Source organism: Secundilactobacillus similis DSM 23365 = JCM 2765 (assembly GCF_001311075.1).
Lineage (GTDB): Bacteria > Bacillota > Bacilli > Lactobacillales > Lactobacillaceae > Secundilactobacillus > Secundilactobacillus similis.
Genome location: NZ_BBAD01000038.1, coordinates 16,055 through 29,595 on the forward strand (window position 1 = coordinate 16,055; position 13,541 = coordinate 29,595).

A 13,541-nucleotide genomic window follows, 5' to 3' on the forward strand; every position below is an offset into this window, starting at 1 on the left:
GGTAACGTGTTTTGCATATCTATTCAAAATTACTTCTTAACCGCGATGCTAGAAACCTTTGGCAATGAGTCCACAAACTTCAAGTAAGCTGCTTCTTCAGTGGTTTCGGTGACGTCGGTCGTTGCATCAGTGACGTTAGCGGCGTGGAGTTCGGCTTCGTCAACGTCGATGAAGTGTGTTTCAGTAGCGTTACCGATCAAGTCGATCCAGTAACGATCTTCGGTTTGGTGAACACGAGTCTTGACCATCCCACCTGGGTTGTAAACGGTAATTAATTGGTCAAAGTCGGCGAGGTTGGCGTGCGTCATGGCGAAAGCTAAACTTGTTGCTGACATGCCAGTACCACAAGCATTTGTGAAACCAACGCCCCGTTCGAAGGTGCGGACGAAGAGTTGGTTCTTGCCTAGAATTTGGGCGAAGCTAACGTTAACACCATCCGGGAAGTACTCGTTTGGCTGGTTTAACTTAGTGCCCAAGTTGCCTAAATCATCGTTATTAATGCCATCTTCGGTCACAAAACTGATCAAGTGCGGGTTCGGAACGGCAATTGCGGTGAAGTTTAAGCCACTAACGAAGGCGGGCACCGGTGTGTCGATTAAAGCGCCATCACCAAGGTTTTGGAACGGAAAGGCTTCAGGATTGAAGCGGACGGGGGAAATCTCAACGCTAAAGGCAGGGACTTGTGCGGCCAAGTCGCTTTGGCGGCTAACTTGAAGGTCAGCAGTTAAGGTCTGAACCTTGAACTGGTTCGTGTGGTATTTCTCTGACAAATACCGGGAAACCGTCCGCAGACCGTTACCACACATTGAGGCTTCGCTACCATCAGCGTTGATGACCCGCATTTGGCCTAAAACGTTGTCGTGTTCGGAATCATCGACAACTAAGATACCATCGGCGCCGTCTAAGATCCCGGTCGCTGGGTTAGTAAGTTGTTGGGCCAAAGCGACCAGTTCGGGGTCGGTTAGCTTTTGAGCCAACGTGGTTTGGTCGAGTAAGAAAAAGTGGTTTTCGGAACCATGAACCTTGCGTAATTGCACCATTGTGAGCGCTCCTTATCGGGTAATTAATAATGTTGCTTATTCTAGCAGGTTAACCTGTCATTGTCGTGTGTTTAGCTTATTATTTGTTGAAAAATTCGTTATAAATGCCTTTGACGGCTTCGTCCGCATCCGCCTGGCGAGTCCCCAACATGATTGAAATTCGGGAAGCGCCTTGGTTGATCATGTGAACGCCAATCTCACGTTGAACCAGTGGGGCCACGATGTGTTCAATGGCACCGACCTTGTTGCGCATGCCTTCGCCGACCACCATGATGATGGCGTAATCGTCGATCCATTCGAGGGTATCGGGGTGAAGGGCGTCTTCGATATCACTGCACATAGCGTGAATGGTGTCGTCATTGAGTTGTGATTTGTCAAAAATAATCGTTAAATCATCGATCCCAGAAGGCATGTGTTCGTAGGAAACGCCGTATGCGTAGAGCACTTGGAGCAGTTTCAGCGTGAAGCCAACTTCCTTGTTCAACAGGTAGCGGTGCAGGTAAAGTGCTGCGAACCGGTTGGAACTGGCAACCCCGGTGATGGTTTGGGTGGGGTGGACCTGTGTTTCGGGAACGATTAACGTCCCGGGAAGTTCAGGCCGGTTGGTGTTTTTAACGTTGATTGGAATCTGACCTTCAATGGCGGGAATGATGGCTTCATCGTGAAAGACTGAGAAACCAGCGTAGGAAAGTTCCCGCATCTCCCGGTACGTCATCTTTGGGATGGCCAGTGGGTGGTCAACGATTTTAGGATTGGCGGCGTAAATGGCGTCAACGTCGGTGAAGTTTTCGTAGAGGTCGGCTTTCAACCCACGAACGACGATGGCGCCGGTAATGTCAGAGCCACCACGAGAAAAGGTCGCAATTTGACCGGCTTCAGTGAAGCCAAAGAAACCTGGGAAGATAAGTTTTTCATCACCATAGGTAAACTTAGCGAAGTTATCGTAGGTTTCGGGAAGGACGCTGGCGTTGTTGGGTTCATCACTGACCACGAGGCCGATTTCTTTTGGATCCACAAAGCGGGCGTTAATGCCAAGTTTGTTTAAAACAATTGCCATTAAACGGGCGTTCAAGCGTTCGCCGTGGGCCTTGAAAGCAGCCATCAGGTAGTTATCATCAGGATAATCCTGAGTGGGCAGTTCGTTTAACGTCATCCAAATGGGGGCGAGGTCGTCTTCGGTTAAGTTGAAGAAGTCACCAATGGCTTCGTAACGGGCAAAAATTTGATCGAAAACGTCAGCCGTATCTGAATTTTTAATCGTTACTTCTGCATATTTAATTAAAAGATCGGTGACCTTAATATCATCATCGAACCGTTTACCGGGAGCTGAAGTGATCATCACTTGACGATCTGCATCCGCGGTCATAATATCAATTACCTTTTGAAACTGAGGGCCATCAGCTAATGAGCTGCCCCCGAACTTAACGACTTTCACTATCGAGTCACTCCTTGTCCGTTAACGTGCCAGTCGAAACTATCACGAACGGTTAATAATTAAATTGAATTCTAACATTTTCCAAACGTTTCGCAACTTTTATTTGAGGATTGTAGGGCGGGTTTTGGTGGGGGTAAGTAGTAATAATGTTTTTTTGAGAGTGTGTGAAAAAAGCGGTTGGCAGGTGGTGGGTAAGTTGGATGAAGTGAAGCTGCTGGGTTTGGCAGTGTTGCTTGGCCCGGCTTACATGCAACTTGTTACTTTTCTTTCGTACGTTTCGGCATGGTAGTTGGAATGAGACTGTGTTAGTAAACGTGCAAACCGAGGCAGGAGGTTGCAGATAAGGGCGTCACAAGTAAAACTGTCAAAAATCGATTGACGTTTTTTCTCACGAGACAGTTACTGGCGACGAGCGCTACTGTTATGTAATTTCGGCGCCACTGGGGCTTTTAATTTTTGCAGGTCAATTACGTGGTGAAGCTTGTTGAACTTGGTTCGTTCTGGCCACCACGCCAAAACGCGCAAACCGAGGCAGAAGGTTACGGGTAAAGCAGGATAAGCAAAACTGGCCAAAGTTCAGCCAGTTTCGCTTATCCTGCCTTACCCACCACCTTCTAACCGCCTCGGTTTGCGCTCTAAATTAAAATTACCCTTGACTATCTAAGAAAACCATTATAAACTCTTAAGTAAATCGAAGAGGTTGCGACCCACATGAGTCCATCAGCTGAGTTTCTGTAAGAACGTTGAAGCTGGTCAAAAGGGGCGGTCGCCGAAGCGCTTGCTGTTACAGCGGTAAGTTAGCTGGGACGTGGTTTAAGAAATCACGGACTGTCGCGGGGCATATCCCCGCGGGGCGCTATCGAAAATGATACTACCGAATAATGATGTGATCATAATATTTGGGGATCCTTTTGTTTAGTGCAAACAAAAGGATCCCTTTTTGACGTCTTAGGCAGCATTTAGCGTGAAAAACAACAATTAGCGGAGGTCACAACATGAGTGAACAATTGACGAACCAACAGATTAACGAAGCAGGGCATTTAACCATTGGCGGTGTAGATGCAACGAAACTTGCTGCCCAGTACCAAACGCCACTGGCCGTATACGATGTCTCGAAGATTCGTAATCAGATTCGGCGATTCAAATCCGTTTTTGAAGATAACGGCGTTGATTACGCCGTCAGCTATGCCAGCAAGGCCTTTGCAACGATTGCGATGTACCAAGTGATCGACCAAGAAGACGCCCACATCGACGTGGTTTCCGGTGGCGAGTTATACACCGCCATTCAAGCCGGTTTCCCAATGGCTCACGTGAGTTTCCACGGTAACAACAAGTTCCAAGCAGAATTAGAGATGGCCGTCAGCAACCACGTTGGCGTGATCGTGTTGGATAACTTCCATGAAATCGAGCTCTTAAACGATGTTCTGGAAGCTCACGATACCAGCGCCGCTGTAATGATGCGCATCACCCCCGGAGTTTCAGCCCACACTCACGAGTACATTTCAACCGGGCAAGAAGATAGTAAGTTTGGCTTCGATTTAAACTCTGGCCAAGCTGCCAAGCTCTTCAACAAGTGCTAGCGAACCCTCGGATGAACATGCTTGGGATTCACGCCCACATCGGTTCCCAAATTTTTGAACTGAACGGGTTTCAAATGGCCGCCGATAAATTAGTAGAGATTGCGGCCGACTGGCACGCCCAATTCGGTTACCAACCAGAAGTCATCAACGTTGGTGGCGGCTTCGGGATTCAATATACGAAGGATGATCACCCACTGGCCCCTGAAGCATTCGTGGACGCCATCGTGAAGACCATCAAGCAAAGTGCCAGTGACCGCGGCTTAGACATGCCGGCCGTTTGGATCGAACCAGGTCGCTCAATTGCCGGTCCTGCTGGTTACAGCCTGTACACGGTGGGGTCCCGCAAAGACGTTCCTGGCCTGCAAAGTTACCTCACCGTTGACGGCGGGATGGGTGACAATATTCGGCCAGCCTTGTATCAAGCCGAATATGAAGCCGTGCTCGCTAACGACCCAGCCGCCAAGCCAACCGAAACGGTGCATTTGGCTGGGAAATACTGTGAATCCGGCGACATCCTGATCGACAACGCCAAGTTACCAGCAACGAAGCCCGGCGACGTGGTGGCCATCTTGGACACCGGCGCTTACGGTTACTCAATGGCTTCTAACTACAACCGCAATCCCCGGCCCGCAGTGGTCTTCGTGGAAAACGGTGAATCAGCGTTAGTTGTTGAACGCGAATCATACGCCGACCTGACGCGGTTAGATCGACCTTACCAAGCAAAATAACAATAAAAAACTACCTATTATATTTAAACGAGAGAGACGAGGAGAACTAAATGGCTGAATTAGACGCACAAGCAATTATTGATTTTATTGGCAACGCCCCAAAGAAGACGCCGGTGAAGGTTTACATCAAGGGCGACCTTGCGAACCTGGACGTCCCTGAAAGTATCAAAGCCTTCATTGAAACAAAGACTGGCGTGCTGTTTGGTGACTGGGCGGATGTCAGTCCGTTCTTGGCAGCCCATAAGGCTGAAATCACCGAAACCGAAGTTGAAAACCAAACCCGTAACTCCGCTGTTCCATTATTAGATATGAAGGGCATCAACGCCCGGATCGAACCCGGTGCCTTGATTCGCGACCAAGTGTTGATTGGCGACAACGCCGTCATCATGATGGGGGCCGTGATCAACATTGGTGCTGAAATCGGCGCTGATACCATGATCGACATGGGTGCTATCTTAGGTGGTCGGGCCATCGTTGGTAAACACGCCCACATCGGTGCCGGGACCGTGTTAGCTGGGGTGGTTGAACCCGCTTCAGCTCAACCAGTTCGGGTTGACGATAACGTGTTGATTGGTGCCAACGCCGTTGTGATCGAAGGCGTTCACGTTGGCGAAGGGGCCGTTGTTGCGGCCGGCGCCATTGTGACTAAAGACGTTGCGCCACACACGATGGTGGCCGGAGTACCTGCCCGGTTCGTTAAGAATGTTGATGACCAAACTGAGTCGAAGACCGGTTTGGAAGACGATTTAAGAAAGTTGTGATGACATGGCCGTACTAACAGAGAAAAACCTCATTCAGATTCGGCGTGATTTACACGCCATGCCAGAGTTGGCGCTCAACGAATTTCGGACAGCAGCCTACTTGGAAAAGGTGATTACTGGTTTCAACCAGCAGTATTTAACCATTAAACACGTGCCGGATCTGCCGACAGCCCTGTTAGTACGGGTTGCTGGTAGCGCACCACAGCGAACGCTGGGTTACCGGACGGATATCGATGCTTTACCGGTGAGCGAAAAGACCGGCTTACCGTTTGCTTCTAAAAACCTGGCGTGATGCATGCTTGTGGTCACGATATTCACATGACGGTTGCCTTGGGCGTTTTGAGTTACTTCTCAGAACACCAACCAACCGATAACCTGATTTTCTTCTTCCAACCAGCTGAGGAAAGTCAAAATGGTGGTAAGCTCGCCTATGAACTGGGCGTGTTTGAAGGGGAATGGCGGCCGGATGAATTTTACGGCCTACACGACAATCCCGATTTACCTGCCGGTGCGATTGGTTGTCGACTGGGCACGCTGTTTGCCGGGACGACCGAAGTTAACATTGACCTTGAAGGCAAGGGCGGTCACGCTGCTTACCCGCAAGACGCCAACGACATGGTGGTGGCTGCAGCGCATCTGATCAGCCAAGTCCAAACGATTATTTCTCGGAGCATCGATCCAATCGAAGGTGGCGTCATCACCTTAGGCAAGCTTGAAGCCGGAACGATTCGGAACGTGATTGCCGGCCACGCCCACATTGAAGGCACGATTCGGGGCCTGACTCAGGTGATGATCGAAAAAATCGACCAACGCCTGCAAGAAGTCGGTGATGGCATCGCCAAGAGTTTCAACGCGGATGTCACGGTGACCTTAAACCAGGGTGGTTACCTGCCAGTGGAAAATGATCCTGAACTGACCCAACCCTTTATTGATTACATGGAAAACGCCTCAGACGTTAACTACATCGAAACGAAGCCAGCAATGACCGGCGAAGACTTCGGGTACCTACTCTCCAAGATTCCCGGGACTATGTTTTGGTTGGGGGTCGAAGACGACTCGCAACTCCATTCAGCCACGTTGAACCCTAACGAAGCCGCAATCATGGCAGGTATCAACGCCATTACCGGCTTTATGACGGATCGCATGGCGCGCTAATTAAAAAAATCTACGGCTCGTAACCGCCAACTAAAAAAGGAAGTAATTCAAATGACTACATTAGAAAACGTTGATTTAATGACCGCAATTATTACCCCATTTGATGACAATGACCAAATTAACTACGACGCCCTTGAACGCCTGACCAACCACTTATTGGAAACAGGGAGTCGCGGTTTCGTGATTGGCGGGACGACTGGTGAAACCCCAACGTTGAGCATGATGAAAAGATCGAACTTTACACTCGCTTTGCCCAAATCATTAACGGTCGGGTACCAGTAATTGCCGGTACCGGGAGCAACAACACCCGCGAAACCGCTGAATTGACGCAAGAAGTCACCCACATTGACGGCATCGATTACGCCTTAGTGGTTGTGCCATACTACAACAAGCCTAACCAACGTGGCATGATCGCGCACTTCAATGCCGTTGCGGCCGCTGCTGAAAAGCCACTGATCATGTACAACATTCCTGGTCGGACTGGCGTGACGATGAGCAACGACACGATCGTTACCTTATCCGAAAACCCAATGATTGCGGGTGTTAAGCAGTGTACCTCAATTGAAGATATTGAGTATTTGGTTGAAAATACCGCTGAAGGCTTCTACGTTTACAGTGGTGAAGATGCCCAAGCCTTATCTGCCCGTGTTGTTGGCGGTGCTGGGGTGATCTCAGTGGCTTCACACATCTACGGCACTCAAATTCGGGCGATGTACGATGCCTTGTACGCTGGTGACCTAGCCAAGGCTGGTCAGTTGAAGCGTCAATTGACCCCTAAGATGGCAGCTTGCTTCATGTTCCCATCTCCATCACCAATCAAGCCGTTTTGAACGCCCAAGCTTTGGCGTTGGCGACTGCCGCTTACCAATTGCCTCATTGAACGATGCTGAAAAGTCACAATTAGCCGTAGCGTTGGACTTAGATGCTGATGCGTTGACCCACCAAGTTGCCGTAGAGTTGGAGGCTTAATTTAGATGACGAAAGTATTAATTGCCGGCTTTACCGGTGCGATGGGCCAAAAGGCGGTTCGGTTAGTGCAACGGACAGCTGGTTACGAATTGGTTGCTGGGTTTGCGGCTGGGTTGACGTCAACCACCCCTGCAGACTACGACCTGCCCGCTAACGTTCAGATTTTTGGTGCGTTAGATGACATTCAAACGGATGCTGATATCTGGATCGACTTTACGTTACCAAGCGTGGTTTATCCCAACGTTAAATTTGCAATCGAACATGGCATTCACCCCGTTGTGGGGACCACCGGTTTGACTGACGAACAAGTGACCGAATTACAGGCGCTAGCTGCTAAGCAACAACTTGGCGGGTTGATTGCACCAAACTTCGGCATGTCCGCTGTGTTGTTAATGAAGTTTGCCAAGGAAGCCGCTGCCTACTTCCCAGACGTTGAAATTATTGAAATGCATCACGACAACAAGGCGGATGCGCCTTCTGGAACGGCGTTGAGCACCGCTAAGTTGATCGATGAGGTTCGTCCAAAGCACAAGCAGGGCAACCCAGCCGAAACAGAATCACTCGCGGGTGTTCGTGGTGGCGACTACAACGGGATCCGGATCCACGCGGTTCGCTTACCAGGTTACGTTGCTCACGAACAAGTCCTCTTTGGCGGCCCGGGGGAAGCCTTGACGATTCGCCAAGATTCCTTTGATCGCGAATCCTTCATGACCGGCGTCAAAGTGGCGATGGATAACGTGCTTGATTTGAACGAATTAGTTGTGGGACTCGAAAACGTCCTCTAATTGTTTTATAATGTGAATATTAAACTTATTCGGTGAGGTCCAATGGGCTTCACGAACTACGTTGGTCGCCAGTGGCAATTAAGCTGACGGCAGTAACGTGATTATTCGAAATGACGCTAACGAAATCGTCAGCGGATTTTAATTAAGGAGTGACAACGGTGCCAAAATTAGCGAGTGAACTTTCCAGCCAGGTCAATGACCGTTTGAACCAGGTGGGACCTTCCGGAATCCGGGAGTTTGATCAAAAGATTTCTGCAATTCCCGGAATCGTCAAATTAACGTTAGGGGAACCGGACATGAACACCCCCGAACACGTTAAGGAAGCCGCTATCCAAAGTATTAAGGATAACGATTCCCACTACTCAGCGCAAAAGGGGACCATTGAACTGCGGCGCGCCATCAGTCACTATTTGCAAGTGAGCCAAGGATTAGATTACGATCCTGAAACTGAAATTATTACAACGGTTGGGGCAACGGAAGCGGTTTGTGCAAGCTTCTTAGCGATGTTGAACCCTGGTGATAAGGTGATTATCCCAACACCAGCCTTCGCCCTGTATTTCCCACTGGTCACCATTGCCGGGGCTGAAGTGATTCAATTGGATACGTCAGCGGACGACTTTGTGTTGACTCCAGAACGGTTGGAAGCGACCTTGGCCAAGGAGGGTCCCGCTGTTAAGGCGATCCTCTTAAACTACCCAGGCAACCCAACTGGTGTGGAATATAGCCAAGCTGATATTGAAGCGTTGGCCGAAGTTATCAAAGCCCACCACCTCTTCGTGATTGCGGATGAAATCTACAGCGAATTAGTCTACGGCGTGGAACACTTCTCCATCGCCAAGTTACTACCAGAACGGACTGTGTTGATCAACGGATTATCCAAATCTCATGCAATGACTGGCTGGCGGATCGGTTACATCGCTGCACCCGCAGAATTTGCGGCCAGTGCCACCAAGATGCACGCCTTCATGGTGACCTCACCATCGAACCCGGCGCAAGCGGGTGCGCGTGAAGCCTTAGAAAACGGGTTACAAGACCCCGTTGAGATGCGCGCAGTTTACCAAAAACGACGCGATTTCGTTGAACAAGCCATCAATGGGATGGGCCTTGAAATGCCGACCCCATCAGGAGCATTCTATGCTTTCGTTAAGATTCCAGCCGCTTACGGCAAGGATGACGTGAAGTTTGCGAAGGACTTAGCTGAAAAGGCTAAAGTCGGCGGCGTTCCCGGTAGTGCCTTTGGTGCTGGTGGTGAGGGCTACATTCGTTTCTCTTACGCGGCTTCGGATGAGAATCTGAAAGTGGCGATGGACCGGATGACGACTTTCGTTAAATGCTTATAAAAACGAGACAATTTTAATAAATTAACCTGTCTTTAATAAATTGTGGTCAATTCAATTGACATTGAAGCCATAATCATGTATTAAATGATATAACAACTCACCGGGCAGTTTGTCAGCTTTTGGCAGGCGACGACTCAGTGCTAAAAATGAACTGAAATCGAGGTACGTAAAATGAGTGATAAGTTAAGAGTTGGTGTGATTGGGGCAACGGGGATGGTCGGTCAACGATTCGTCACCTTACTCGACAATCACCCATGGTTTGAAGTCGTGTTAGTTGCAGCGAGTGCCCACAGCGCTGGCAAGACCTACGAAGCTGCCGTTGATGGTCGCTGGAAGATGGATGTGCCAGTACCAGAAGCCGTTAAGCAATTGGTTTTACAAGATGCCGCTAACGTTGACGACATTGCCAGCCAAGTCGATTTTGTCTTCTCTGCCATTAGCTTGGACAAGGCTGATACCCGGAAGTTGGAAGAAGCCTACGCTAAGGCTGAAACACCAGTTGTCTCAAATAACAGCGCCCACCGTTGGACCGCTGATGTGCCAATGGTGATTCCAGAAATCAACCCAGAACACACGGATGTCATCAAGTACCAACGCGAACGCTTAGGTACGAAGCGCGGCTTCATCGCCGTTAAGCCAAACTGTTCGATTCAAAGTTATACGCCAGCACTATCCGCTTGGCGCCAATTTGAACCTTACGAAGTCGTTGCAACGACTTACCAAGCCATTTCAGGTGCTGGTAAGACCTTCAAAGACTGGCCAGAAATGGTGGGCAACGTGATTCCGTTCATCAGCGGTGAAGAAGAAAAGTCTGAACGCGAACCATTGAAGATCTGGGGCCACGTTGACGATGAACAAAAGGCCATCGTCCCAACGGATAACCCAGTGATCACCACCCAATGTATCCGAGTACCAGTCTTGTACGGGCACACGGCTGCTGCTTTCGTGAAGTTCCACAAGAACCCAACGAAGCAAGAATTGATCGATGCCCTTGAAAACTACTCTGGCGAACCACAACGGTTGGGCTTACCAAGTGCACCAAAGCAGTTTATTCAGTACATGACGGAAGACGACCGGCCACAAGTCACCCAAGACGTGAACTTCGAAAACGGCATGGGCGTTTCCATCGGTCGGTTACGTGAAGACAAGGTCTACGACTGGAAGTTTGTCGGTCTTTCTCACAACACGGCCCGTGGCGCCGCTGGTGGTGCGGTTCTCTGTGCCGAACTGTTGAAGGCTCAGGGTTACATTACGGCAAAATAACGTTGAATTTTGAAGCACTGACTCGATTGAGAGTTGGTGCTTTTTTGTGCTGTTGATTGTGTCCAGCGTTAGTGTTGGGTGCGATTTGGTTGTAGGCTGTTTGTCATAGCTTCGCTCGCCAAAGCCGCATCAAAAAGCGCTCGTTCAGGCTACAAGATTCGGCGCCATTTAAACTGTTATTCCCAGGGTTCCTGAAGTTGTAGAAACTTGTCAACCACGCGCTTTCTGGCTACCGCGTCGAATGGTGCTGCGCGAGACTGAGAGCTGCATGCAAGGCAACATCGGTAAACCCGCCAGGCCCGGGCGCCTTCACCGATGTTACCTTGCACACTGCTCTCAACCCGTCTCGCTCCGCACACTTACGCTGGACATAAGCGTAACCCGTAGACTTGTCAATGAAATCGGCTAACAGTGGCTAATGTTACACAAATTCGAATATTTGTAATGTCGATATCGGGGAAGTTATTGTATACTTTTACTTATAAGTAATGGATTAGGTAGGGTGATTAAAAGGCGAGTTATCGTGGTCAGATAGCTCGGAATGATTGAGGGAAGATAGATGTCACATACGATATTAGGGATTCATTTGAATATGGTGTTACATTTAACAGTCTTGTCGCTGCCGATGCTGTTGGCGCAGTTGATTATTGCGACGTTTTTTGCCTCTGGGTTTGTGAGTTACTATCAAAAACTGTATGTGTATAGCTTTCGAACTGCTGATGTTCAACGTTGGCGTCAAATTGGTGGCCGAATGCTGTTAATGGTGATGTCGATCGGCACGGGCATGATTTTTCATTTGATGGGGTACGTTAAGGGCCCCGATTCGATGATGTTTCACAACGTGGGGTTGTTTTTGCTGATTTTTCCGTTACTCGATACCGGAATTAATAAGTCAGAGGTTGCGCTACGAATCATTGGCATGCTTAGTGTTTGGCTGATGCATTATATGGGGACTTACGAAACAACCCGTTTTTGGATTGCCGTTGCCTTTTTAGTGGTTGGGGTCGTTGTGATGCGCCGTTTTCGGTCACGAATTCGAGAGAGTTTCGTAGAGAGTGTGATTTTGTTTACCGCACTAGCCGTTGTGTTCTGGTCGTTCCTACCACCGTTTTCAGCGCCGGGAGATCGAGCGATGATTGCCATTCAGGCGATTTTTATGTTTGGTTGCATGGCCGGCATCTCCGCCCTATTGTGGATTCGGCAGCACCACGAATCGGTTAAGAATATTAAAATGCAACAGTTGGCGAACTACGATCAATTAACCAACGCCAAGACGTATTCACTGTATCAACACGATATCACCGAAATGTTTGATGAGGCTCGCGAAAACGGGGAACCTTTGACGTTGATTGGTTTAGATATCGATCACTTCAAACAGATCAACGACCACTACGGGCATTTGGCCGGTAACGCGATTTTAATTGGCGTGGCGACATCGTTGAGTGAGGTGTTGGGCAAATACGGTGATGCTCATCGGATTTACCGAACTGGTGGGGAAGAGTTTAACATTACCTTTCCTAATCAGACGCCTGAAGAGGTCTTGCCGGTTGCTAAGGAGTGCTGGGAGACGATTCGTAAGCAGCACTTTTCCTACGGTGATTACGATGTGGCCATTACAATTTCAATTGGGATGACGGCAATGCGTGATACTGACCGGACGATTGAAGACACGTATAAACGGGCCGATGATAATTTATATCTGAGCAAGCGGGCTGGTCGGGATACGATCACGGTGGAAGGTGAGACGTTGCACCAACGGTCGAACCACGATTTGTTGGCAACGTACGCCTTCTTCACGCAGGGAATTACGGACGTCTCTACGCCGGAATATGATCGCTATCGAAACGAGCTATTATTGCGAATGTTTGACCATGAACACGACCGCTGGATCCTACCGGCGCTGTTTGATATTTCGGTCGATACCCAAATCGATTTGATGAAAAAGGCGTTGGCTAGCAGTCATATCAACAAACTCTCAATCAACTTGACCCAGGGCCAGTTTGAAGATGAAGCCGTGGCTAAATCCCTGACGAACTTCCAAGCAAGCGGTGAAGGGCCGGCAGAGCTGACGGTAGAAATCACGGATGTTCCCGATATCGTCACGATGCGCCGAATTACTGCCATTTATCGGTTAGGTGGCATTCGAGTTGAAATCGATGACGTGGGAAGCGACAACAGTTTCGAAGTCGTTCGCGGTTTACTGCCGTACGTGAACGGGGTTAAATTTGCGATGCAAAATCTACGCAAAGGTAACGATGCTGATCAGATGCAAGAACGCGTTCGATTCTGGTTAAACATTGCTAAGGAAAACAACTTGATGTTTATTCTAGAAGGCGTTGAAAATGCCGATGAAGTTGCTTGGGCGCATGACGAACTTGGCATTAATTTGTTACAGGGCTATTATTTCAACAAACCGGAGTTACCGGTGTTGTGAGTTCTATTGATGGAAGCTGGCGTTTTATTGACGTTGGCCTTTTTTGTTTAC

Annotated in this window: 7 protein-coding genes, 3 pseudogenes and 1 riboswitch; of the genes and pseudogenes, 8 read left to right on the forward strand and 2 right to left on the reverse strand. The window is 49.1% G+C overall.

The window, feature by feature from the left end:
- Positions 1-29: 29 nt before the first annotated feature.
- On the reverse strand, positions 30-1,040 hold the full coding sequence (gene dapF, locus JCM2765_RS09520) for a diaminopimelate epimerase (protein WP_054736300.1): 1,011 nt from the start codon (positions 1,038-1,040) through the stop codon (positions 30-32).
- A gap of 79 nt (positions 1,041-1,119) precedes the next feature.
- A complete protein-coding gene (locus JCM2765_RS09525; RefSeq protein WP_054736301.1) occupies positions 1,120-2,475 on the reverse strand; it encodes an aspartate kinase in 1,356 nt (451 codons plus the stop codon).
- 687 nt (positions 2,476-3,162) lie between these two features.
- Positions 3,163-3,342, forward strand: a riboswitch (Lysine riboswitch).
- A gap of 128 nt (positions 3,343-3,470) precedes the next feature.
- Between JCM2765_RS09525 and lysA the strand changes: the two are divergent.
- The 8 genes and pseudogenes from lysA to JCM2765_RS09565 all read left to right on the forward strand — a co-directional run bounded on the left by lysA (position 3,471) and on the right by JCM2765_RS09565 (position 13,490).
- Positions 3,471-4,783 (forward strand): annotated as a pseudogene (gene lysA / locus JCM2765_RS09530) (diaminopimelate decarboxylase).
- 50 nt (positions 4,784-4,833) lie between these two features.
- Positions 4,834-5,544 (forward strand): 2,3,4,5-tetrahydropyridine-2,6-dicarboxylate N-acetyltransferase, encoded by a 711-nt coding sequence (gene dapD, locus JCM2765_RS09535; protein WP_054736302.1) that lies wholly within the window; start codon positions 4,834-4,836, stop codon positions 5,542-5,544.
- A 4-nt stretch (positions 5,545-5,548) separates the two neighbouring features.
- Positions 5,549-6,699: pseudogene (locus tag JCM2765_RS09540) on the forward strand (N-acetyldiaminopimelate deacetylase).
- Between the two features lie 51 nt (positions 6,700-6,750).
- Positions 6,751-7,668 (forward strand): annotated as a pseudogene (gene dapA / locus JCM2765_RS09545) (4-hydroxy-tetrahydrodipicolinate synthase).
- Between the two features lie 5 nt (positions 7,669-7,673).
- Complete coding sequence (gene dapB / locus JCM2765_RS09550) at positions 7,674-8,453, forward strand: 4-hydroxy-tetrahydrodipicolinate reductase (protein ID WP_054736303.1); 780 nt, start codon at positions 7,674-7,676, stop codon at positions 8,451-8,453.
- Positions 8,454-8,611: 158 nt separating this feature from the next.
- Positions 8,612-9,793, forward strand: coding sequence for an aminotransferase class I/II-fold pyridoxal phosphate-dependent enzyme (locus JCM2765_RS09555; protein ID WP_054736304.1), 1,182 nt, complete (start codon positions 8,612-8,614; stop codon positions 9,791-9,793).
- Between the two features lie 171 nt (positions 9,794-9,964).
- Positions 9,965-11,056, forward strand: coding sequence for an aspartate-semialdehyde dehydrogenase (gene asd / locus JCM2765_RS09560; protein WP_054736306.1), 1,092 nt, complete (start codon positions 9,965-9,967; stop codon positions 11,054-11,056).
- Between the two features lie 559 nt (positions 11,057-11,615).
- Complete coding sequence (locus JCM2765_RS09565; RefSeq protein ID WP_082405069.1) at positions 11,616-13,490, forward strand: sensor domain-containing diguanylate cyclase; 1,875 nt, start codon at positions 11,616-11,618, stop codon at positions 13,488-13,490.
- The last annotated feature ends 51 nt before the right edge of the window (positions 13,491-13,541 follow it).